Genomic DNA, 23,510 nt, shown 5'->3' with positions numbered 1-23,510 from the left:
GCGCCCTCGGCACGCCCGTGCAGCACCGGAGTGCGGACGCGGGGATGGGCCCGCCGGGACGGCGGTGATAGTCGGTTGGGACAGACATGGCTGACTCGTCTCTTTCCTCGGGCGACGGTTACGGGATGCGTGGGGGCGCTAGCCGCGGAACCAGTGCTGCGGACGGGGATCGGTGTTCTGCCAGATGTGCTTCATTTCCCGGTACTCGTTGAGCCCGGTCGGGCCCAGCTCGCGGCCGTTGCCGGACTGCCGGAAGCCGCCCCACTCCGCCTTCGGTACGTACGGGTGGTAGTCGTTGATCCAGACGGTGCCGTGCCGCAGCCGCTGCGCGACGCGCTGCGCGCGGCTGGCGTCGCTGGTCCAGACCGCGCCGGCGAGGCCGTAGTGGGTGTCGTTGGCGATGCGGACCGCCTCGTCCTCGTCGGTGAAGGTCTCGACGGTGAGGACCGGGCCGAAGGACTCCTCCTGGACCACGGACATGCCCCCGCGACAGCGGTCAAGCACCGTCGGTAGGTAGTAGAAGCCGTTGGCGAGGCGGTCGTCGTCCGGGCGACGGCCACCGCAGCGCAGCACCGCACCCTCGGCGATTCCGGCCGCGACGTACGACTCCACCTTGGACAGGTGGGCGGCGGAGATCAGTGGGCCGGTCTCCGCCTCGGTGTCGAAGGGCCCACCGAGACGAATCCGACGGGCGCGATCCACGACCGCGTCCACGAAGGCGTCGTGGATGGACTCCTCGACCACGAGCCGGGTACCGGCCGAGCAGACCTGGCCCGAGTGCAGGAACACCGCGGTCAGCGCGAAGTCCACGGCGGCGTCGAAGTCGGCGTCGGCGAAGACGACGTTCGGGTTCTTGCCGCCGAGCTCCAGCGTCACCCGCTTCACCGTCGCCGCGGCCGCCGCCATCAGGCCACGCCCGGTCTGCAGACCCCCGGTGAACGAGACCAGGTCCACGTCCGGGTGCTCGGCCAGCGGCGCGCCGACCTCGGCACCGGCGCCGAGGACCAGGTTGGCCACGCCCGGCGGCAGCCCGGCCTCGTCCAGCACCCGCATCAGCAGGATCGCGGTCGCGGGGGTCAGCTCGCTGGGCTTGAGGACGAAGGTGTTACCGGCGGCGAGCGCCGGGGCGACCTTCCACGAGGTCTGCAGCAACGGGTAGTTCCAGGGCGTGATCAGCCCGCAGACACCGATCGGCTCGTACTCGACCCGGCTGATCGCGTCACTGCGCCCGGTGTCCACGACGCGTCCACTGTCGGTGTCGGCGATTCCCGCGTAGTACCGGAAGCAGGCGGTCACGTCGTCAATGTCGTACTCGCTCTCCACCAGCCGCTTACCGGTGTCGAGCGACTCCGCGCGGGCGAACTTCTGCTTGTCCCGCTGGAGGAGGTCGGCGACGCGGTGCAGCAACGCGCCGCGTTCGCCGGCCGGGGTCTTCGGCCACGGCCACGGCCCCTCGTCGAACGCCTTCCGGGCCGCGCGAATCGCCGCGATCGTGTCGTCCCGGGTCCCCTCGGTGACGGTGGCCACCGAGGTGCCGTCGGCCGGGCAGCGGATCTCCCGGTGCCCGCCGGCTACCGACTCCCGCCACTCCCCATCGATGTAGAGGTCCTTCACGCGCAACTCCCCGGTGCACTCGTCGAATGTTTCCCTGGCACAGCTCTGCCCTCGCGACGCGGCATCACGCCACCGCCGACGAACCGCGGTCGTGCCGGTAGTAGTCGAGCGGCGACGGCGGCAACGGCGTGTTGCCCAGGATGAGGTCCGCCGCCTTCTCGGCAACCATCATCACCGGGGCGTAGATGTTCCCGTTGGTGACGTAGGGCATCACCGAGGCGTCCACCACCCGCAACCCGGTCAACCCGTGCACCCGCATGTCGGTGGGGTTCACCACAGACATGTCGTCGGTCCCCATCTTGGCCGTGCAGGACGGGTGTAGCGCGGTCTCACCCTCGCGGGCGACCCAGTCGAGGATCTCCTCGTCGGTCTGGACCTCGGGCCCGGGGGAGATCTCACCACCGCTGAACGGCGCCAACGCCGACTGGCCGAGAATGTCGCGGGTCACCCGGACCGCCTCCACCCACTCCCGTCGGTCCTGCTCGGTGGAGAGGTAGTTGAACCGCAGGGCCGGGTGCACCCGAGGATCACGGTTGACAATCTTGACCGTACCGCGGGCGTCGGAGTACATCGGCCCGATGTGCACCTGGTAGCCGTGGCCACCGGAGGGGGAGGAGCCGTCGTAGCGGACCGCGATCGGCAGGAAGTGGAACATGAGGTTCGGGTAGTCGACGGTGTCGTTACTCCGGACGAAGCCGCCCGCCTCGAAGTGGTTGGTGGCGCCCAGACCCGTCCGTCCGAACAGCCACTTCGCACCGATCCACGGCGCGTACCGCCAGTTCAGGTAGGGCTGGATCGTCACTGGCTGGGTGCAGGCGTGCTGGATGTAGACCTCCAGGTGGTCCTGCAGGTTCTCGCCCACTCCGGGCAGGTTCGCGACGGTGTCGATGCCGAGGCCGGCCAGTTCGTCGGCGTTGCCCACGCCGGACAGCTGCAGCAACTGCGGCGTGTTGATCGCGCCACCACTGAGGATCACCTCGTTGGCGTACACCCGGTGGGGGGTCGTCCCTCGGCCACGGGTGTATTCGACGCCCACGGCGCGGGTGCCCTGGAAGATAACGCGGGTGACGAACGCCCGAGTACGGACCTCGAGGTTGGGTCGCTTCATCGCCGGGCGCAGGTAGGCCTGGGACGCGGAGAACCGCCGACCCCGACGAACGTTCCGGTCAAACGGGGCGAAACCCTCCTGCTGCGGACCGTTGACGTCGTTGGTGCGGGGGTAGCCGGCCTGCTCCGCCGCCGCGAGCATGGCCTGGATCACCGGGTTGTCTGCCGAGCCACGCTCCAACACCAGCGGGCCGTCGTGGCCACGGAACGGGTCGTCCGAATCCGCCCCCAGGGCGGACTCCATCTTGTTGAAGTACGGCAGACAGTGGGCGAAGTCCCAGGTCTCCATGCCCGGGTCGGCACCCCACCGCTCATAGTCCAACGGGTTACCCCGCTGGAAGATCATTCCGTTGATGCTGCTCGACCCACCCAGCACCTTGCCCCGGGCGTGGTAGATACGCCGCCCATGCATGTGCGGCTCCGGCTCCGAGTTGTACTGCCAGTCGTAGAACCGGCTCCCGATCGGAAACGGCAGCGCCGCCGGCATGTGGATGAAGACGTCCCACGGGTAGTCGGGACGACCCGCCTCCAGGACCAGAACCCGGTTGCCCGGGTCGGCGGAGATCCGGTCGGCGAGCGCGCTGCCGGCAGAACCGCCACCAACGATGACGAAATCGTAACGCTGGGTTGTCACTTCCACTCACCTCACTTAACTGGTCGCGGAACTCGTCGAACCCGGGCATGACGACAGGACGACTCGGCGACTTGATGGCATGGCGCACGTCACTCCACAGTCGCGTCCGTCCGGTGCGTCCGCACCGGCTCCCGACCGGCCGCGCGCTCCCGACCGGTTCGGGGGTCGAACCGGATGCGTGCAGGGATGCAACCTTACCTCGCGTTCTCCTGCACCCCGCCAACCCGCACGCTCCTGACCTGCACATACGGAAGAGATCACAGGACGAGGAACACACGATAACGTTCTTGCACCCATGTGAACCGAATCCGGACGGCGCGGTGCGACCACCCCAGCCGCCGCGCAGGGGCGGCCACCTCGCCATCGAGACACCTGCGCACCGGGGCCCCGCGCATGGCGCGACGGCAACGGACAACACAGATCGACGGGCGCCATCAGCACCTTTCGCCCGCTCTACCCCACATCCCGCACTCGATGCCCGCGAGGGCACCCCGTCCCTGGTGTGACGTTGAGTTAAGATTGTGACCCAATTTGACGAGGCAAGGGAGGACGGCGGCTTCGAACGACGCGGGCCCGTGCTCCCTGAGTCGCGGTTCAGCCCCTGGTCGGACCCCCCTTTGCCACCATCGGCTGATCACCACTCGCTGATGGCTGACCCGCATTCGCTACGGCCCACCCAGCCGCTCCTTGAACTCAGGGCCCACGATTGCCACAGCAGGAGGTGACAGGTGACACATGACGTTCCTCGAATATCTACAGAGCCGGCGTGAGCTGTTACTCGCACAGACCCTCGAACACGCGACAATTGTGCTGATGTCCGTCGCCCTGGCGACGGTCATCGGCGTCTTGATCGCCCTCTGGACCTACCGCAACCCACGTGCTCGGGCCGTCGCGACGGGTATGGCCGCAGCCATGCTCACCATCCCGTCCTTCGCGCTACTCGGCCTGCTGATCGCACCACTCGGGCTGGGCTACACGCCCACATTGGTGGCCCTCACCATGTATGCCCTGCTGCCAATCCTCCGAAACACCATTGTGGGCCTGAGCGAGATCGACCCGGCCCTGACCGAGGCCGCGCGGGGAATCGGCATGAGCCGACTCCGATCTCTCGCCACTGTGGAGATCCCCCTTTCCTGGCCGGTAATCCTGACCGGAATTCGGGTGTCCACCCAGATGACGATGGGGATCGCCGCGATCGGGGCCTATGTCGGAGGCCCGGGGCTGGGCAACCAGATCTTCTCCGGCCTGGCCAACCTCGGCGGCGTGAACTCCCTGAACCAGGCGCTGGTCGGAACCCTCGGCGTCATTGTGCTGGCGCTCACCGTCGACTTCGCCCTCGCCCTGTTGGGCAAGCTCACCCAGGCCGGGCAACGGCCGAAGCTGTTCCGCCCCCGGCCGGCGCGCCGCCCGACGCTCACGCCCAGCACAGCAGTCCCTTCCCCCTCCCTCGGAGGCCGAGAATGAGCCACGACGTAATGATCGACCTGCAGCAGGTCAACAAGTTCTACCGAGGGCAGAAAGCCCCGGTCGTCGAGAACATGTCGATGACGATCCAGCAGGGCGAGATCATCGTCTTGGTCGGCCCCTCCGGCTGCGGCAAGACCACCACCATGAAGATGATCAATCGATTGATCGAGCCTAGCAGCGGCCGGATTCTCATCGATGGCACCGATGTGACCGCGCTGGACGGCAACGACCTGCGCCGGCAGATCGGCTACGTCATTCAGCAGGTGGGGCTCTTCCCCCATATGAGCGTCGCCACCAATGTCGGCCTGGTGCCGAAGATGCTCGGCTGGGACCGCAAGCGGATCGAGGCCCGGGCCGACGAACTCCTCCACCTCGTCGGCCTCGAGCCGGCCATCTACCGCAACCGGCTGCCCCGTCAGCTCTCCGGCGGACAGCAGCAGCGCGTCGGCGTGGCCCGGGCGCTCGCCGCGGATCCGCCGGTAATGCTGATGGACGAGCCCTTCGGCGCCACCGACCCGATGACCCGGGACCGGTTGCAGAACGAGTTCCTCCGCCTGCAGGAGCAGTTGCGCAAGACCATCGTTTTCGTCACGCACGACTTCGACGAGGCGATCAAGATGGGTACGCGGATCGCCGTCCTCGGCGAGAGGTCCAAGATCCGGCAGTTCGACACCCCGGAAAACCTGCTGGCGAGTCCTGCTGACAGCACCGTTGCCCAGTTCATCGGCCGCGGTGCCCGACTCAAGCAGCTCGACCTGCGCCGGGTTGACGCGATCGCGTGGGAGGACATCCCGCTGATCCAGCCGGACAAGGCCGCGAACGGCGCGAAGCGTCAGCTGGAGCAGACCGAAGGCTCCTCGGCGCTGACCGTGGACGCCGACAATCGGCCGCTGCGCTGGGTCAACGCCGATGATCTGACCGCTGACGCGGGCGCCCTGGACGGGGCCGCCGGCCAGACGGTGACGACGGTCGAGCCGCAGGCGACGCTCCGCGACGCCCTGGACGCGATGCTCGCCTCCCGCGACGGCGCCGCCGTCGTGGTTGACGAGCACGGCCGCTACGCCGGCACGGTGACGCTCGACGGCCTGATGCAGGTGATCCACCACACGCCCGAGCGAGGCGCACCGGGTTCCGGCGTTCCCGACCAGCGTTCGGGCGTGGCCCCCGCCGCCGAGCTCACCCCGGAGCAGCGATGAGCAGCGCCGTCGAGACCCAGGCCGCAGCGACGGTGCTTACCCCGCCGTCCCGCTGGCGCGGACTGCTGCGGCGACACGCCACAATGCCGGTAATCCTCACTGTGGTACTGCTCGGCACCTACCTCTGGGTCAGCGCCACGAATCTGGACGACATCGAGCAGCGTTTCCTCAACGCCGACTACCTGCTGCGGACGGCCGGGGAACATGTGACGCTCGCCGCGCTGACCACCGTCCTCGTCGTGGCGATCGCCGGTGGGGGCGGCATCCTGCTCACCCGTCCGTCCCTGCGGTGGCTGACTCCGTTCGCCACCGGCCTGGCCAACATCGGCCAGGCGACGCCCGCGATCGGGCTGCTCGTCCTGCTGAGCATCTTCCTCGGCATCGACTTCTCGACCGCCTTGATCTGCCTGGTCGCCTACTCTGTCCTCCCGGTACTGCAGAACACCATTGTCGGGATCAACCAGGTAGACCGCCATCTGATCGAGGCTGGTCGGGGCATCGGTATGTCACCGCTGGCCGTCCTGCTCCGGATCGAGCTTCCGTTGGCTGTTCCGGTGATCCTCGCCGGGGTACGGACCGCACTCGTCCTCGCCGTCGGCGTGGCCACCCTCGCCACCTTCATCGACGCGGGGGGTATGGGTGCGCTGATCGTGACCGGGATCAAGCTCCAGCGCGAAACGATCCTCGTCACCGGCGCCGTGCTGACCGCAGCCCTGGCGTTGACGCTGGACTGGCTGGGCGGAGTGATCTCCGACCTGCTCCGCCCCCGTGGGCTCGACTGAGCGGCGGCATCCCGCACCTACCCACCACCCGACACTCGCACTAGCCCAAGGAAGGTAACGATGCGAAATCGAACTGCACTCACCCGCCTGGTGACCGGCTCCGCGGTGGTCGCCCTCGCGCTCACCGGCTGCTCGGTGACGACTGAGGACTCCGGCACCGACGTCGCGGTCGGCGAGGGATCGATCAAGGAGGACGCCACCCTCAAGGGACAGAACATCGCGGTCGGCTCCAAGGACTTCACCGAGAACATCGTCTTCGGGCACATCACGATGCAGGCGCTGACCGCCGCTGGGGCGGAGGTCGAGGACAAGACCAACATCAAGGGTTCGGTCAACGTCCGTAAGGCGCTGCTCAGCGGCGAGGTCGACGTCTACTGGGACTACACCGGTACGGCGTGGATCACCTACCTCGACCACACCGACCCGATCCAGGACTCCGCCGAGCAGTACGCGGCCGTGGTCGAGGAGGACAAGGAGAAGAACAACGTGGTCTGGGGGGCGTACGCTCCCGCGAACAACACCTACGCCATCGCGCTGCGGGAGGACAAGGCCGAGGAGTGGAACCTCTCGACCGTCTCTGAACTCGCCGAGTTCGCCAAGAGCAACCCGCAGGAGGCGACGTTCTGCCTGGAGACCGAGTTCGCCGGCCGTAACGACGGCTGGCCCGGAATGACCGCGGCGTACGGGATGGACATCCCGGCGGACAACGTCAAGGTCGTCGACACCGGCGTCGTCTACACCGAGACGGAGAAGGGCGAGGCCTGCAACTTCGGCGAGGTCTTCACCACCGACGGCCGGATCAGCCACCTGAACCTGCGGGTGCTGGAGGATGACCAGAGCTTCTTCCCGATCTACAACCCGGCTCCCACCCTCAACGGCGAGACCGCCGAGTCGTACGGCGCCATTCTGACGATCCTCGAGCCGGTGATCGCCAAGCTCGACGACGACACCCTCCGCGGGCTCAACGAGAAGATCGACGTCCAGGGCGAGCCGGTGGCCCAGGTCGTCTCCGAGTGGATGAAGGCCGAGGGCTTCATCGGCTGAGGCACCTCAACTGGCGCACCACCACCGCCGATGCCCCCCGCTACCACGGGGTGGCATCGGCGGTGCCGGTTCAGCCCCCGGTGTGCCCCACCCGCTGCCCGCCACTCTGGACCGCTACCCCGCGCCGGGGCTGGGCCACCACAACCGCGAACGGCGTCTGCTCGCGGGCCTGGCCGAGGGGGTTGTCGACGAACGCCTCCACCAACACCGTGTCCGGTAAGTCGGCGTCCTGGCCCAGAATGTCCTGACCGAAGTCGTTGGCATCGATGATCACTGTGCCGCCGAACCGCTCCGCGAACTCGGCGGGCAGGGCCGCCCGAATGGCCGACGAGATGTCTTGGGCGACCTGACGCGGATTGTGCGGCGCCAGCTTCGCCGATATGTTCGCCGGGTAGGCCGAGTACTCGGTGGGCCCGTCAATGGCGCGTACCGCCGGGCCGGCGACCCGGTAGAACAGCCCCCGCCGCCCGACCGCCTTCCCAGCTGCCCCGACTGCCGCGGCGGCCAGGATGCGGGGCAGCCCTACCTCCTGGATGGCCAGCTGCATCGTGGCCGGATGCCCCAGCCCGACGCCGTACGGGGTGCGTAGGACACCGCGCGACAGCAAGCGTGCCCAGGCCCCACTCCTGACATCGGTCACGTTGAAGATTCGTCCCTGCGCGACCGCGACCACCTTTTCGCTGACAAACAGGTACCAGGATCCGGCGGTTGCCAGTTGCTGGACGGAGAACGGCAGCTCCGCCCCCCGTTTGTAGAACTCACCGACCCGGTTGACGGCGAGCGCGGGGACGTCGTCACCGTGGGCGATGAGATCGGTCCGCAGCGGAAACCGGGCCCAGGCGCCACCGGGCGTCAGCAACTCCTTCCCCTGGTTGGGTACGAAATCCGGCTTCGGAAGTGCTGGCGGAGCTGCGCCCCGGTCGGGCTCCGAGCCGGTGACCCGCTGGGTGGCTACCCGGGCCGGCTCACCCGGCCCCGAGGTGTCCGCCTCGCTGGCCGGCGGTGGGTCGATGAATTCGCGCAACCACAGTTCGACATTGAGCATCCGCCAGAAGGTCATGGTTTCCGCGCCGCCCCGGCCGGCGACGTGATCCTCGAAGGCCTGTAGCACGGCCCGCTGGTTGAAGTAGGGTCGCGCACCGAACGACTGCGAGGCAAAAGTCATGTACAGCTCGTTCTTGATGCGCTGGAACCAGCTGTCCTCGGGCGTGGTGAAACCAATCTTGTTGCGACGTCGATTAACCAGCCGGGGCAACAGGTCAACGGTCGCGTCCCGCAGTGCCCGCTTGTTCCATCCCTGGTGGATAATCGCGGACGGGTCAAGCGCCCACACGGTGCGCAGCAGGGTGGTGTCGAGAAACGGCACCCGCCCCTCGACCGAGAATCGCATACTGTTCCGATCCTCGTAACGGAGCAGTGCCGGGAGACTGTGCCGAAAGAGGTCGACGGCCAGCCGGGCCTTGAGGTCGTCGCGCACCATCGGGAAGCGCTCGTACCGATAGGTTTCGGCGAAATCCCGACCCAGCAGGTTGGCGATCGGGGTCCGCCGCCGGCGACCAATCGCATCGGTCAGCCGGGTGCGGCCCAGGCGCCAGAGCACATCGACGGAGCGGAGCAGCTCCCCGGCCACCCGGCCCCCGCGCAGGCCGCGCAGGTGCACCAGATAGTAGGGCAGGTAGCCGGCGAGCAGCTCGTCGGCGCCCTGACCGTCGAGCATCACCGTCACGTGTTGGCTGGCCGCACGCATCACGCAGTACTGCGCGTACGGTGCGGTGGAGATGACCGGCTCTTCCTGCGTCCGGACGAAATCCCGCAGATCAACCAGAAAGCGGTCCGGGGTCGGGCGCACCTTGTGCACCTGAAGCGCCTCGCCGCAGGCGGCCGCGACCGCGTCAACGTAGCGTTCCTCATCGTTTCGTTCCCCTGGGAAGACCGCGGAGAAGGTCTGTTGCGTCGCACCAACCGGTCGGATGGCTTCGTCGGCGGCTGCCAGCATGCAATGGACGCTGACCACCACGGTTGAGGAGTCCAGCCCGCCGGAGAGGGCCGTGCCGACCGGAACGTCGCTGACCAGTCGCGCCTGGATCGCTTGGTCGAGTGCCGACCGGAACCGTTCCTGCGCTGCCTGGTCATAGCGGTTCGGCGCCGCCGCGAGCGCCTCCATGTCCTCGTAGAGGCGGGTGTAGGTGGAGCGTTGGATCGCGCCGTCCGAGGTGAGCAGGGCGGTCTCTCCCGGCATCAACCGGGTGACCCCGTGGAAGAACGTCCGTGGGGTGTCGTCGTGGATCCGAAACCGCAGGTATCGGTAGATGGTGTGGTCGTCGGGCTTGGGCGTGACCGCACCGGCGGCGAAGAGGGGACGGATCTCACTGGCGAAGAAGACCCGTCCGTCTCCGTCGTCGGCGAGGTACAGCGGTTTGATGCCGAACTGGTCTCGGGCCAGCACCACCTCGCCACGCTCCAGATCGGCGATGGCCAGGGCGAACATTCCATTGAAACGGTCGAAGGCGGCCCGACCCCACTGGATCCACGCGGCGAGCACCACCTCGGTGTCACATTCCGTGGAGAATCGATGGCCAAGGTCGCTTAGCTCCGCACGCAGTTGTCGATAGTTGTAGACCTCGCCGTTGTAGCTCAGCACCCACCGGCCATCCGCCGAGCGCAACGGTTGCTTCCCACCGGCTCGGTCGATGACCGCCAGCCGCCGGTGCGCCAACCCGATCAGCCCGTCGGTCAGGTAGCCGTCTCCGTCAGGGCCCCGGTGGACCTGGGCGTCGGCCATCCGGCGAAGCACCGGCTCACCCCAGAATGCGCTGATGCCGATATAGCCTGCTATCCCGCACATTGGACGATCACCTCTAGGTTCGCAACTGGCGCATGGTTTGCTGGGACTTTCGCCGGGCTTCAGCCCGGGCAGCCGGGGACGTTGACGCAGTTGTTGGGCCGATTCCTGATCACCACGGTGCCGGTGGCCGGGTTTAGCTCGACCGTGCCACCGGCCACGTTGAAGACTCCACCGCCGTCGTTGATCGCGGTGTTCTTCCCGATCGTGGAGGTGTGGAGGGTGAGCGTGCCGTCGGCATTGTTGTAGACACCTCCGCCCCGAGTGGCTTGATTGCCCCGGACCTCGGTGTCGAACAGCGCCAACGCCCCGGCGTTGAAGACGCCCCCGCCATCGGTGTTGGCGGTGTTGCCCTTGATGAGACCCTGCTGCACGGTCGCGGCGGAAGTACCGCCGATGATCAGTCCGCCGCCCCCGCTACGGGCCGCGTTGTCGGCGACAACGACCCGCCGCAGGTGCAGCTGCACAGCGATGGCGACCACCCCGCCGCCCTCGGTGTTGGAGGAGTTGCGAACCACCTGCGAGTCGGTGAGCAGGGCGCTTCCTCCGGTGGCGAGCAGCCCGCCACCGACGACCGAGGTTGCCCGGTTTCCGGTGATCGCACTGCCGGCGACGACAACGGACCCGGCGCTGGAGATGCCCCCGCCGTTCGTAGCGACGTTCTCGCCCACGGTGGCGGAGCGCAGGTCAAGAACGCCAGTACTGGCGACCCCGCCCCCACCCGCACCGGCGGTGTTCCGTTCGAGGTGAGAGTGGGTGATGGTGGCGGTGCCCGAGTTCCGAATACCGCCGCCCTCCTGGGCACTGATGTTGCCCACGATCCGGCTGTGGTTCAGGGTGAGGGCGCCACCGGCGCCGACGAGGATCCCCCCACCGTCCTCGGCGGTTTGGCCACCGGCGATCTTCAGGTGGTTGAGGGTGAGGTCGCCGTCGGCCTCGACGGTGAGGATCCGGAACTGTTCGACAGCGGCGGCGCGTTCGATGACGGTGTTCTTGCCGCCGTTGAGGGTGATCGGTGAGGTGATCGCGGGCAGGCCGGCCCCCTCCTCGACCTCAGCGGTCAGCAGATAGGTGCAGTCCTTGGCGAGGTCGAGCACCGCACCGCCCTGGGCATTGCCGATAGTGATCGCCGCGATCAGCGCGTCCGCGGCACAGGGCACCGGCGTGCCCTTCGGCCTCGTCTGGTCATCGGTTCCCGTTCCGGGGCGCGCGGCGGCCGCAGGGGCCAGAAGGGCGAGAAGGAGGCCGGCCACCCCGGCCACCAACCATGGTCGGGTACGGGCCGGACGCTCCGGTCTACCCCCCTGGTCGTGGTCTTGGTACTGCATCACGGTGCCGGTGCCTTCCCCCGAACGACGAGGAACTCCACCGACCAGGGGCCAAACCCGGCGTGGCGTCCCTCGGCTACCTGACCCGCGGTAGCCGACAGTCAGACGCTAAGCCGACAATGACCCCAGACGAACATGAACCCGAAAAAAAGCTCCCGAAACTACTGAGAACATCGCCGAATCGCTACTTGTCGGTCACGTTGCCCCGCGGCGTGGGCGAGGCGTCCAGTTCCCTCCTCGCCCGGGCCCAAGCCTCGCTGTCAACCCCGAGCACGGTGCGCAGGTAGGCGCCGACCATGGCGCCCACCGCCGAGACCCGGTCGGGGTCCTCATCCGTGGTCTCGGCGGCACCGAAGCCGACGATTCCGCCGAGGCTGTGCTCACCCCCGAAGACGGTCAGCAGGGACTTCGGCGCGGGAGACAAGGTGTACGAGTCCCGGTGCCAGGAGGCGCCAACAACATTGAGCGGCCCGCAGTCCTGATCACCCGCGACCACAAGCGCCGGAGTGGTCATCGTGCTGAAGTCAGACGTCTGCAGCACCGGGTATTTCTCCCTCGCGTACTCGCTCAGGGCAGCGCCGCCCCGGCCAAGGCCCGAGAGGATCGCTCCGGCCCGAACCCGGGGGTCGGATAGATCAACGATCGAGCCGTCCTCCGGGTCCTTGACGCGGCGGCCGAGGAGGAGGGAGGCGGTGTGGCCGCCCGCCGAGTGCCCGACGACCGCGATCCGTTCCCGGTCGACCCGTCCCTCGAGCGTGGGCACCGCGGCCTCGACCGCGTCGAGATTATCGATGATAAACGACAGGTCGGTCGCTCTCGAGCGCCAGTAGAGCGGGGCCTCGGCAGCCTCCGCGTCGCGTAGGCCGAGGGCCAACGAGTCCAGGTGTGTTGGCTGGACGATGACGAAACCGCAGGCTGCCAGGATCTCCACGAGCGGGTCGTACCCGCGCCACGAGGAGAGGTTGGACGGCCCGTGGTTGTGCGAGAACAGCACGACTGGTCGGCGCGAGCCAGTCACTGGCGCCGACACCCGTAGCTCAAGGTCGACCGTCCGGGCGGGTGCCGGGATGACGACGGGAGCAACGGACTGGACCGGAACGGCCAGGCCGGCTCCGGACGCGCGATTCATGTCGAGCCACCTCTTCTCAAGACGTGCACCCGACTGACAACGAGGGCCGGAAGGCGGGCTACCAACGAGCATTCACCCTCGATTACGAAATGGCGGGCGGCTATCCGGCGCAGCCCGCAACATCGACGCAGTTGTTCGGCCGGTTCTTGATCACGATGGTGCCGGTGGCGGTGTTCAACTCCACGGTGCCGCCGTCATTGACGATTCCCCCACCATCGGTGACGGCGACGTTGTCGACCACCTTCGTAGCGCTGAGGCTGACCGTCCCGGAGTTGTGGATGCCGCCACCCCGGTCGGCCCGGTTGCCGAGGATCCGGGTACGTCGCACCACCGTCTGCCCCGCGTTGAAGATTCCACCGCCCGCGGCAGCCATCGCGGTGTTGTTCCGGATGACACTGTCCTCGATGACGACGTAGCTCCCTCCGCCGATGTCCCCCTCGACGAAGAGACCACCAGCCAGACCGGAGAGTGCGGTGTTACCGGTCAGGCGGACCCACCGCAGGGTCAGCTGGCCGCCGAGACCAACCCGGACGCCACCGCCGTCGGAATGGCTCGAGTTTCCGGTGATTCGAGTGCCGGTAACCGTGCCGATGCCGCCAGAGACGAACAACCCACCACCGGACTGCGCCCAGTTGTCGGCGATGCTGCCGCCCTGGACGGTCACGCCGCTGTCCGAGGCGAAGACACCGCCCCCGAGGTCGGCGAGGTTTCCGCGAACGTGGGACTGGGCGATTTCCAGCGGACCAGCGCTGAAGACCCCTCCGCCGCGCTGGTTCCCGATATTCCGTTCGATGCTGGAGTGGCTGACCCGGGCGGTGCCGTTGTTGGCGATACCGCCGCCGAGGACGCCGGCGATGTTGCGATGAACGACGCTGTGGTTGACGGTCAACACGCCACCGGTGTTGACGAGGATCCCGCCGCCCCCCTCGGCGGCGTGGCCGCCGGTAATCGTCAGCTGATTGAGGGTGAGCTCACCACCGGCGTTCACGGCGAGGATCCGGAACTGGTTGACGGCGGCGGCCCGCTCGATGGTGGTGTTCCTGCCGCCGGTGAGGGTGATCGGGGTGGTGATCGGGGGCAGTCCGGCCCCCTCCCCGACATCAGCGGTCAGCAGGTAGGTGCAGTCCGCAGCGAGGTCGAGCACGGCACCACCGCCGGCGTTGGCCAGAGCGATCTCGGCGATCAGCCGATCCGGGTTACAGGGGACCGGCTTGCCTTCCCGCCGCTCCCCCTGCTGCCCGTCGCCCGTACCCGCGTCGCCCACGACCCCGCCGCCCTGGTCGGCCTCGCCGCTGCTCTCGTCCCGCGAGTCGTCGGCGGGTGGCACGTCAACCGGGGATCCGGACGCGCCAACGGCCGGCAGGGCGCGTCTGATCGTCTCGCCGACCGGGGTCACGGCAACCCCGACGGCGGTGAGCGCCACACCGGTCACCCCCGCCAACCCGACAAACCACCACCGCCGCCGCCATGGCCGCGCCGGTTTTTCGCCCGGCCGGTCGGGCGGCTCCCCCTGAGCGTGGCGCTGATGGTTCATCGCGGTCTCGATGTCCTTCCCCCGTGCACGGCAAGGAACCACCCGGCCCGAGTGCCAGTCGAGGTCACTCCTCAGCTACCGGACGGGTGATCCCAGCCACCGCACGCTAAACAAAGGGGAGCGGCACGAAACCCTGAATTCGATTAAATCCACCAAACCAGACGAACATGAATACCTCTTACGCTCCCCTGGCTGCCGACTCCATGCTGGGCCGGGACTCGGCTGCGACCTGGCCGTCCGACCACCGGCGAGCCCGGCCGATCGCGACAGCTGCCGCCGCCAGGCCGAGGGCCAGCGTCAGTCCGGCGCAGCCGAGAATGGTGGGCTGGGCACCGAAGTTGGTGATCATCGGCCCGCCGGCAAGGGTGCCGAGCGGCACGGAGAGAGTCGCGATCGCGCTGTACGCGGCGATCACCTGAGCTCTCGTACCCCCCTCGGTTCGGGCCTGCAACAGGGCCATCGTGGTAGCGGGAAAGGGCGCCCAGACGAGCCCACCCACCGCGAACATGATGAGCGCCACTCCCATCGGCGCCCCGGCACCCAGCGGCAGTAGGGCGACGCCCCAGGCCAGCACGATGGCGATGGTGACCGGCCACAGTCGCCAGCGCCGCAGGTAGCCAGCGGCGAAACCGCCGACGATCGCGCCAGCACCGAAGACCACCCAAAACGCGGCGAGACTTCCAGCTGAGTCGCCGGACGCCGCCCCAACGTGGACCGGCAGCGCCACCAGTATCGGCCCGTAGAGGAAGAAGAAGCCGAAGGTCAGGATAGAGAGACCAAGTATGCCGCGGTCGCGTGAGATCGCAGCGAAACCGGCGAGACCGGACGACCTCCGCGCTCCGAGCGGAGCGTGCGCCGCCTTGGGCACGGCGAGCAGGTAGGTGATCGCCAGAACGCCGAACGTCGCGGCGTCAATGGCGATCACGACGACCGGGCCGCCGAACCCGATGATCACCGCCGCGAGGGCCGGGCCGACCAGGACCGACGCCTCGACCAGGAGACCGATGAGCGCGTTACCCGCCAAGCGGTGCTTCGGCGGAAGTAGTTCGGCGACGAGCGTGAAGCGACCAGCCGACCCCCATGACCGCAGCAGCGCGGAGAGTCCGAGCAACACCGTGTACCACCAGATATCCAGCACGCCGGCAAGGTGCGCAACCGGAATCAGCGCCAGCATCACGGTCCGCAGAACCGCGTCCCACCCGGCCAGCTGGGCACCGCCGCGGCCACTGAGCCACCGACCGAACAGCACCGACCCGAGCGCCCCCGGCAGGGTGTACGCGGCGATCGCCACCGCGGCCCAGGTGGCCTTGCTTTCCGACGGGGCCAGCTGAAGGGCAAGCCAGCTGACCGCGACCAGGCTCATGCCATCGCCCAGTGCCGACAACACGAACCCCGGGAACAGTCGCCGCAAAATGCGGTGCTGCAACACCGGCCAGTAAGGCGAAGCCCGAATAATAGTAGACACTCCTTTTCGATAAACCACCCGGGAAGCATCCCCCCGCCACCCACCGGTCGCAAGAAAGTTAGCGGTCAGCAGAGCTGTAGCTTCGACTGAGGTAAATGCCGGGGCTGCCCCAACCGACCCTCACCCCGGGCCGGGGGTCACGAGCAGGGTGCCGTAGTTCGTCGCACTCCTACCCCCCCATCCCCCAGCCCAGAAGCGGAACGACCAGGCAGGAGCGGCGCGGGACCGCCACGACACTGGCCGCTGACAGGCCGCCAGCCCCCGGACAACCGCGCGCTGAACGCCATCGAACATCAATAGGGCGACGAGCATTGCGACGGCCACACACCCAGATGATCATCGACCACCGGGGGCAGCGCACGCAATCAAGAATGTGAGTTCACATCTCGTATCAACGCCGGCCACTCACCCACAGAGCAATCTGCGATAAAGGTTTGATCATGCCCATGAGCCACCCGGCCGCTAGAATCGATTAATCACCGGCGGGCCGACATAAATTGTCGAGATCGTGATTCATGGAGGAATCATAATCTCGCCGATCGCGCTGCAAGCGCTGGGCTTACCCACCGATCAAATTGCATCTCAATTGAGGGGAGGGTCATGTCCGCCACCAACCCGCACCCGGTCCCGAACGAGGACCCGGAGCAGCACATCGGGATGCAGACCCCGGATCCATGGCTAGACCCCGAGCAGACCGACTGGCCAGTTGTGGAGGTGAAAATCGATGGCATGGATGGTGGTACCGAACCTGAATGAAGCTCGTGATCAACTCAACAAGCGATTCCCCAAGCGGGACACCAGGTCGGACGGCTCGATCGGCGATACCTCCCACCAGAGCTCCCCATCGAGCCACAACCCGGACCGGACCGGCCGGCCGGAGTATCGCGACGGCGACAACCTTGACGAGGTACGGGCCCGAGACTTCGACGCCGACCTCCGCGACCCGGACGGGGTCACTATGGAACAGGTCGTACAGCTGTGGGTGAAGCTTGCCCGCTCCGGCGCCCTGTGGTGGGTGCGGTACATCATCTACCGGGGCCGGATCTGGCACCGCCGGCACAATTTCACGACCCACACCTACACCGGCTCGAACCGGCACACGACCCACTGCCACGTGAACTCTGACTTCACCCAGGCCGCCGACACGGTGCGCGGCACGAACTGGCGGCTCGACCAGCTCGGCAAACCGGGAGCGGTCAAGCCCGAAAAGCCGGCCCCGGTCCGACCCGCACCGGGGCCAGCCGTGTCATTCCCGCTGCCGAGCGGCTACTACTTTGGCTCCCGTAGCGGAGGAGATCGGTCGGTGTCAGGTTACTACCGCCGGAAATTCAACGGAAAATCGGACCGACAGTGGCTAGCAATGTGGACCAAACAGCTCACCCGCCGAGGCTGGCCCGCTGGCAGGGGAAAGCGGTACCTCCGCCGGAACGGCCACGACGGCAAGTACGGCCCGGAGCACCGAGAGCTGATCAAAGCGTTCCAGGCGGATCAGGGCCTCAGCAGAGACGGGCTACTGGGCCGCAAGACGTGGGATGCCGCCTACCGCAATCCGATTCGGTGAGCATCCGGCCGGTCGGGGAGCGCCGCAGCACGGCGCTGGTCACCGCCCGCGCGGCGAGGAACGACAGGGCAGGTTCAGGCGCGGGCTACGGTCATCGCCAAGGTGACTGGAACGGAGTTCCGCCCCACCGCGTGCTCGCGGTGGGGCGGAACCCTTGGTTCTCTGCTCGGAGTGTCAGCCGGCGCAGCCGGGGACGTCCACGCAGTTGTTGGGTCGGTTCTTGATGACCACGGTGCCGGTGGCGGTGTTCAGCTCAACCGTGCCGAGGGTGTTGAAGATGCCCCCGCCGTCGGTGACCGCAATGTTCTTGACCACCTGCGTCGCGAAGAGCGTCAACGTGCCGGAGTTGAAGATGCCGCCGCCCTCGTTGGCCTGGTTTCCGATGACCTTGGTGTTCCGCAACACGGCTACTCCCGAGTTGTCGATCCCTCCACCGATGTCGAAGGCGGTGTTGTTCTTGATGAGGCTGTCCTCGATGACAGCGATGGTGTCCAGCACTTCGGCACCTTCCACGAACAAGCCACCGGCGACACCCGACAGCGCGGAGTTGTCGGTGAGGCTGACCTTTCGCAGCGTCAGCTGCCCGCCTTCGCCGACGCGGATACCGCCACCGTTTCCACTGGCGGTGTTCTTCGCGACCTTGGTGCCGGTCAGCCCGCCAATTCCGCCAAGTTGATACAGCCCTCCGCCCGCGGAGGCCTGGTTGCTGGAGATACTGCCGCCCTTGACGGTGACGGTGCTACCGCTTTGGTAGATACCGCCACCGGTGTCGGCGGTGTTGTTGTCGATGTGCGACTTGACGGCCTCCAAGAGGCCGGTGCTGAAGATCCCACCGCCTTGTTCGCTGGTGGTGTTCCAGTCGACCTTGGAGTGCTTGATCCGGGTGGTGCCCAGGTTGGCGATGCCGCCGCCGTCGCCGTCACCCTGGACGATGTTGCGGGTGATGGCGCTGTGATTGGTGGTCAACGCTCCCCCGGCGTTGACGAGGACTCCCCCACCGTTGCCGTCGGTCTGTCCACCGGTCACCTTCAGGCGGTTGAGGGTGAGGTCACCACCGGTGTCGACGATGAAGATCCGGAAATCGTTGACGGCGGCGGCGCGTTCGATCGTGGTGTTCTTGCCGCCGTTGAGGGTGATCGGGGTCATGATCGCGGGTAGCCCGGCGCCGTCGATGTCGGCGGTGAGCAGGTAGGTGCAGTCCTTCGCCAGGTCGAACACGCCACCGCCGGTGGCGTTGGCGGACGTGATCGCCGCGATCAGCAGATCGGCGTCGCAGGGGACCGGCGTGCCCTTCGGCGTAGCCTTCTTCCCCTTGCCCCGGTCGCCCTTGTTTCTGTCCTCATGCGTGGACTTGCCGTTGTCCCGGTGGCTGCCCCCAGGCTGGGTTTCGGCGCTGGTGGCGGCGCGTCCGGCAGCGCCGGCGGCCGGAGCCGTCGCGACGCCGACGGCGGTGAGGGCCAGCCCGGCTACCCCGGCCAGGCCGACCGTCCACCAGCGCGACCGCGCCCGGCGTTCGCCTGAGCGGTCGGCCCCGGTTTCGTGGGTGTGATGCTGCTGGTTCATCGCGGTGTCGATGTCCTTCCCCCGTGAACGGCGAGGAAGAGCCGACCCAGGCCAGCTTCCTCGGCTACCAGGCAGGCGGTAGCAGCCATCTCAGACGCTAAACCGACACTGACCCCAACCGAACATGAATCCGAAGAAACTCCTAAAACAGACAAGGGGTTCGCGGTGCGTGGCCGGCGCCCGCCCGGGGTCCGGCCTCCGGCCGCAGGGCCCTTCGTGACCTGGCCCACCTGATTACAGGACCAAATGCCCTGTCGCCCCCGGCCCGGCAGACCACAGGATTGCCAGTGCCGACAGGCCGGCTGAAGGGCAGGAAAACAGGGTGGAACTTCCGATCATCATTCAGGGCGGGATGGGCGTCGGTGTCTCCAGCTGGCGGCTGGCCGCCGCCGTATCCGCCGCCGGCCAGCTCGGGGTGGTGTCCGGGGTAGCACTCGACGCGTCACTGGCCCGCCGGCTACAGCTCGGCGACGAGGACGGCACGCTCCGGCAGGCGCTGAGCGCATTTCCCGCGCCGGAGGTCGCCCAACGAGTGCTGGACCGCTACTTCGTACCGGGGGGAATCCCCGCCGACAAACCGTTCCGACCGGCACCACTGCTGAGCATGCGGCCCCGACGACACGCGAACGAGCTGGCCGTGGTCGCCAACTTCGTCGAGGTCTACCTGGCCAAGCAGGGCCACAGCGGCGTCGTCGGCATCAACTACCTGGAGAAGATCCAACTCGCCACCCCCGCCGCGGTGTACGGGGCGATGCTGGCCGGGGTCGACTACATCCTGATGGGTGCCGGCCTGCCCAGTGAGATCCCGTCTCTGATCGACGCCCTGACCCACCACCGACCGGTCCAGTTGCCCGTCGCTGTCGAGGGCAGCGCGGCGGGGGAAGCCCACACCGTCGCCCTCAACCCGCCTGATTTGACCGGCGAGCAACTACCGCCCCTCCCACGGCCGCGGTTCCTGGCGATCGTCTCCGCCGCGTCCCTGGTCAGCTACCTTGCCCGCAGCCCCCGTACCTGCCCCGACGGCTTCGTCCTCGAAGGGCCCACCGCGGGCGGCCACTCCGCGCGACCGCGCGGCAAGCTGGTCCTCGATGACAACGGTGAACCCGTCTACGGCGAGCGGGACCGGATCGACCTGGCCAAGGTAGCCGCAGCCGGGCTGCCGTTCTGGGTCGCCGGCGGCCAGGCCGACCCGCGGCGGGTAGCCGCCGTCCAGGCGGCCGGAGCCACCGGTGTTCAGGTCGGCACCGCCTTCGCCCTCTGCCGGGAATCCGGAATCAGCCCCCAGCTACGGCGGCAGTTACTCCAGCGGGCCACCGACGGGCAGCTCGCGATCCAGAATGATCCGGTCGCCTCCCCGACCGGCTTCCCCTTCAAGATCGCCCAGCTGGAGGGCACCGCCGCCGAGGACGGCATCTACCAGGCCCGCGCTCGCCGGTGCGATCTGGGCTATCTGCGCACCCCGTACCTGCGGCCGACCGGTCGGGTCGGTTTCCGGTGCCCGGCCGAGCCGGTCGACGACTACATCCGCAAGGGCGGCGCGGCGGAGGACACCACGGGTAGCCGCTGCCTGTGCAACGGGCTAATGGGCACGATCGGGCTGGGCCAACGACGCGCCGGCGACGGCACTGAGCCGCCGATCATCACCATCGGCCAGGACATCGGCGTCCTCACCGAGCTACACCGGCGCTTCGGGGAGGACTACGCGGCGACCGACGTGCTGCACTATCTGCTCGCGGCGGCCATTCCGGTAGCTGACCGCACCGGCCCCACGCGCAGTGCTCTACGGTGGGGTCTTCCAGCAGCCTCCGTGGAAGAGGTGGCGGCGGCAGCGAGGGCCAGGCCCTCGACAGCGGCGTCAGCAGCGAATCCGGCGGCGCGCCGTAGCTCTGGTGAGCCACCGCACGACGGAGCCCCGCCCCTACCGCATCCGGCAGGAGCGGGGCCCGGGTGAACTTTGACCCACTCCGGGTCGCTAGCCGGCGCAGCCGGGAACATTCACGCAGTTGTTCGGACGGTTACTGATAACGATGGTGCCGGTGGCCGTGTTCAGGGTGACGGTCCCACCCACGTCGTTGACGATGCCCCCGCCGTCGGTCACAGCTAGGTTGTCGGTGACCATTGAGCCAAAGAAGGTCAGCGTCGCTGCCGCGAGATTCTGGACACCACCACCCGTGTCGGCCTGGTTCCCATCGAGCTTGGTGCCGGTAACCGTGGTCATACCAGCGTTATAGATGCCCCCGCCCTGGGCGCCGGCGGTGTTGTCGACGATGCGGCTGCCCGTGATGTCGGCCGTGGACTCCTCGTCGACAATGAGGCCGGCACCGGTTTCGGCGGTGTTGCCGGCGAGGACGACTTTCTGCAGCGTCAACTGGCCCAGCAGGAAGACACCTCCACCAGCATCGGCAGCGGAGTTATTCTTGATGTGGCTGCCGGTTACCGAGCCGATTCCGCCATCAACGATGAAGAGACCAGCTCCCTGATCGGACCAGTTGCCGGAGATGGAGCTCTTGGAAACCTCGACCGTTCCGGCCGTGCTCCCAATACCGCCTCCCGCGAGGGTGCCGGTGTTCGCCTTGACCTCAGACTCGTTGACGGTCAGTACGCCCGTGTTGTAGATGCCGCCCCCTTCCAGCGGGGCGGTGTTACGGCTGACGATCGAGCGCTTGACGTTGGTGGTCCCGTTGTTGGCGATGCCGCCACCATTACCACCGGCGATGTTGCGGGTTACTGCGCTGTGGCTGACTGTCAAACCCCCGCCCGCGTTGACCAGGATGCCGCCCCCATCGGTGCCCGCCGTGGTGGTCTGGCCGCCGATGATCTTCAGGTGGTTGAGGGTGAGGTCGCCACCGGAGTCGACAGTGAAGATCCGGAACTGGTCGGCGGCGGTGGCGGCGCGTTCGATCGTGGTGTTCTTGCCGCCGTTGAGGGTGATCGGGGTGATGATCGCGGGCAGACCGGCACCGTCGATGTCGGCGGTGAGCAGGTAGGTGCACTCCTTGGCCAGGTCGAACACGCCGCCGCCCGCAGCGTTGGCAGACGTGATCGCGGCGATCAACGCATCGGCGTCACACGTGACGGGAGTACCGGTGCCGACTCGATCCCGGGCGGTCGTGACGGGCGCGGGCTCCGCGTCGGTCGCCGCGGTGGAGCCGGGCACGGGCTGGTTCGGTTGAGCGTGGGCGGCGGTGGCCAGAGCGGCCGTGGTGAACGCCAGGCCGGTCAACCCCGCCATCCCGACGGCCCACCACCGTGGGGGCCGCCTGTCTGTGCGGGTAGAGCTATAGGCATGTCGATGAGATGGCATTGCGGTCTCGATGTCCTTCCCCGTGAACGGCGAGGAACCCACCACCGCAAGGGACACGAGGGTGGCGTGTTCCTCAGCTACCAGACAGGCGGTAGCGGCCCACCCTCGAGCTAAACCGACACCAGGCCCACAGGACAGCTAACGCGAAGGAAATACGCGAAAGAAGCTCTCGTGTTGCTGCCGGCGAGTTAGATCTCTTCGAGCCGCTGGAGTTGATGGCCGTTCTGGTCGAAGTTGCTCGGGTCAAGCCACCGTTCGTTCCTGGCACGAATCGCTGGCCACTCCGTATCGAGCATGGAGTACCAGTCGGTGTCCCGGTTCCTGCCCCGGACGATCATGTGCTGGCGGAACCGCCCCTCGTAGGTGAAGCCGAGCCGCTGCGCGGCTCGACCCGACGGCTCGTTGCGGCTGTCGCACTTCCACTCCACCCGGCGATACCCCAGTCGCTGGAAGACGTAACGGAGCATCAAATGGATCGCCTCGGTCGCGGCGGTCGACCGCCGCATTGACCGTCCCCACAGGACCCCGGAGATTTCGACTACACCCGTGTCTGGCGCGCAGGAGGAGAAAGTGGCAAGCCCGGATGCGCGGTCACCCGCAGGAACGAACGCAAAGGAGGTGCACTCAGGGTGTTCAGCGAGGGGGCGCAATACCCTCTCCTCGAACTCCGCGATGTTCTCTGGCTGAGGGACGGGCCGGTAGGTCCACAACGCCCCGTTTTCTGGTCCACAAACCGCTGCGAATAGGGCATCTGCGTGACGCAGACTGATTGGTTCCGCCGTCACGTACCGTCCTGCCAGCGTTCCGCGTCCTGGCAGTGGACGGGTTGACCAGTGCGGAACCGGCGCACCAATCTGCTGGCCGTACCGGTTTCTCTCCATGCCGTGAACCATAGGCGGAAAGCTGTTCACGACGTGGTTCCGTCGAGACGCTCGGTCGG

At 67.6% G+C, this 23,510-nt stretch carries 16 protein-coding genes; 6 read left to right on the top strand and 10 right to left on the bottom strand.

The window, feature by feature from the left end; translation table 11 throughout:
• Positions 1 to 138: 138 nt before the first annotated feature.
• Both SALPAC4_RS0117780 and betA read right to left on the bottom strand, forming a co-directional pair.
• A complete protein-coding gene (locus SALPAC4_RS0117780; RefSeq protein WP_019871466.1) occupies positions 139 to 1,614 on the bottom strand; it encodes an aldehyde dehydrogenase family protein in 1,476 nt (491 codons plus the stop codon).
• Positions 1,615 to 1,678: 64 nt separating this feature from the next.
• On the bottom strand, positions 1,679 to 3,355 hold the full coding sequence (betA, locus tag SALPAC4_RS0117775) for a choline dehydrogenase (protein WP_019871465.1): 1,677 nt from the start codon (positions 3,353 to 3,355) through the stop codon (positions 1,679 to 1,681).
• Positions 3,356 to 4,090: 735 nt separating this feature from the next.
• On the opposite strand from betA, the gene SALPAC4_RS0117770 reads away from it, so the two are divergent.
• Genes SALPAC4_RS0117770 through SALPAC4_RS0117755 form a run of 4 tightly spaced genes read left to right on the top strand, consistent with a single transcriptional unit; the run spans position 4,091 to position 7,844 of the window.
• Complete coding sequence (locus SALPAC4_RS0117770; protein WP_019871464.1) at positions 4,091 to 4,819, top strand: ABC transporter permease; 729 nt, start codon at positions 4,091 to 4,093, stop codon at positions 4,817 to 4,819.
• Complete coding sequence (locus tag SALPAC4_RS0117765) at positions 4,816 to 6,018, top strand: ABC transporter ATP-binding protein (RefSeq protein ID WP_027644264.1); 1,203 nt, start codon at positions 4,816 to 4,818, stop codon at positions 6,016 to 6,018. Before SALPAC4_RS0117770 ends, SALPAC4_RS0117765 begins: the two co-directional genes overlap by 4 nt.
• Complete coding sequence (locus SALPAC4_RS0117760) at positions 6,015 to 6,800, top strand: ABC transporter permease (RefSeq protein WP_018732952.1); 786 nt, start codon at positions 6,015 to 6,017, stop codon at positions 6,798 to 6,800. Before SALPAC4_RS0117765 ends, SALPAC4_RS0117760 begins: the two co-directional genes overlap by 4 nt.
• 60 nt (positions 6,801 to 6,860) lie before the next feature.
• The gene (locus tag SALPAC4_RS0117755; protein WP_027644263.1) at positions 6,861 to 7,844 is read left to right on the top strand and encodes a glycine betaine ABC transporter substrate-binding protein; all 984 of its coding nucleotides are present in this window, start codon (positions 6,861 to 6,863) and stop codon (positions 7,842 to 7,844) included.
• Positions 7,845 to 7,914: 70 nt separating this feature from the next.
• Here the strand turns inward: SALPAC4_RS0117755 and asnB are convergent, their stop codons facing one another.
• The 5 genes from asnB to SALPAC4_RS0117730 form a co-directional block, all read right to left on the bottom strand.
• Entirely contained in the window at positions 7,915 to 10,689 is a 2,775-nt protein-coding gene (asnB, locus tag SALPAC4_RS0117750; RefSeq protein WP_027644262.1) for an asparagine synthase (glutamine-hydrolyzing), read from the bottom strand.
• Between the two features lie 59 nt (positions 10,690 to 10,748).
• A complete protein-coding gene (locus tag SALPAC4_RS0117745) occupies positions 10,749 to 11,846 on the bottom strand; it encodes a hypothetical protein (RefSeq protein ID WP_019871460.1) in 1,098 nt (365 codons plus the stop codon).
• Positions 11,847 to 12,198: 352 nt separating this feature from the next.
• Positions 12,199 to 13,143, bottom strand: coding sequence for an alpha/beta hydrolase family protein (locus SALPAC4_RS0117740; protein WP_019871459.1), 945 nt, complete (start codon positions 13,141 to 13,143; stop codon positions 12,199 to 12,201).
• A gap of 100 nt (positions 13,144 to 13,243) precedes the next feature.
• Entirely contained in the window at positions 13,244 to 14,677 is a 1,434-nt protein-coding gene (locus SALPAC4_RS0117735; RefSeq protein WP_080640919.1) for an autotransporter outer membrane beta-barrel domain-containing protein, read from the bottom strand.
• A 178-nt stretch (positions 14,678 to 14,855) separates the two neighbouring features.
• Positions 14,856 to 16,106 carry an MFS transporter gene (locus SALPAC4_RS0117730; protein WP_019871457.1) on the bottom strand — a complete coding sequence of 417 codons (1,251 nt, stop codon included), beginning with the start codon at positions 16,104 to 16,106 and terminating at the stop codon, positions 14,856 to 14,858.
• A 769-nt stretch (positions 16,107 to 16,875) separates the two neighbouring features.
• On the opposite strand from SALPAC4_RS0117730, the gene SALPAC4_RS0117720 reads away from it, so the two are divergent.
• Positions 16,876 to 17,703, top strand: coding sequence for a peptidoglycan-binding domain-containing protein (locus tag SALPAC4_RS0117720; RefSeq protein ID WP_019871455.1), 828 nt, complete (start codon positions 16,876 to 16,878; stop codon positions 17,701 to 17,703).
• A gap of 174 nt (positions 17,704 to 17,877) precedes the next feature.
• Here SALPAC4_RS0117720 and SALPAC4_RS0117715 read toward each other — a convergent pair whose 3' ends face one another.
• Positions 17,878 to 19,266: a hypothetical protein gene (locus SALPAC4_RS0117715; protein WP_019871454.1), complete on the bottom strand. Its 1,389-nt coding sequence runs from the start codon at positions 19,264 to 19,266 to the stop codon at positions 17,878 to 17,880.
• Between the two features lie 322 nt (positions 19,267 to 19,588).
• On the opposite strand from SALPAC4_RS0117715, the gene SALPAC4_RS0117710 reads away from it, so the two are divergent.
• Entirely contained in the window at positions 19,589 to 21,217 is a 1,629-nt protein-coding gene (locus SALPAC4_RS0117710) for a nitronate monooxygenase (RefSeq protein WP_019871453.1), read from the top strand.
• Between the two features lie 21 nt (positions 21,218 to 21,238).
• On the opposite strand, the gene SALPAC4_RS0117705 is transcribed toward SALPAC4_RS0117710, so the two are convergent.
• Both SALPAC4_RS0117705 and SALPAC4_RS0117700 read right to left on the bottom strand, forming a co-directional pair.
• Positions 21,239 to 22,498, bottom strand: coding sequence for a hypothetical protein (locus SALPAC4_RS0117705; RefSeq protein WP_018732940.1), 1,260 nt, complete (start codon positions 22,496 to 22,498; stop codon positions 21,239 to 21,241).
• A 260-nt stretch (positions 22,499 to 22,758) separates the two neighbouring features.
• Complete coding sequence (locus tag SALPAC4_RS0117700) at positions 22,759 to 23,451, bottom strand: GNAT family N-acetyltransferase (protein WP_027644260.1); 693 nt, start codon at positions 23,449 to 23,451, stop codon at positions 22,759 to 22,761.
• Positions 23,452 to 23,510 lie beyond the last annotated feature (59 nt).

This window comes from Salinispora oceanensis, from assembly GCF_000383575.1.
In the GTDB taxonomy this organism is placed as follows: domain Bacteria; phylum Actinomycetota; class Actinomycetes; order Mycobacteriales; family Micromonosporaceae; genus Micromonospora; species Micromonospora oceanensis.
This window is presented reverse-complemented; position numbering and strand designations above follow the sequence as displayed.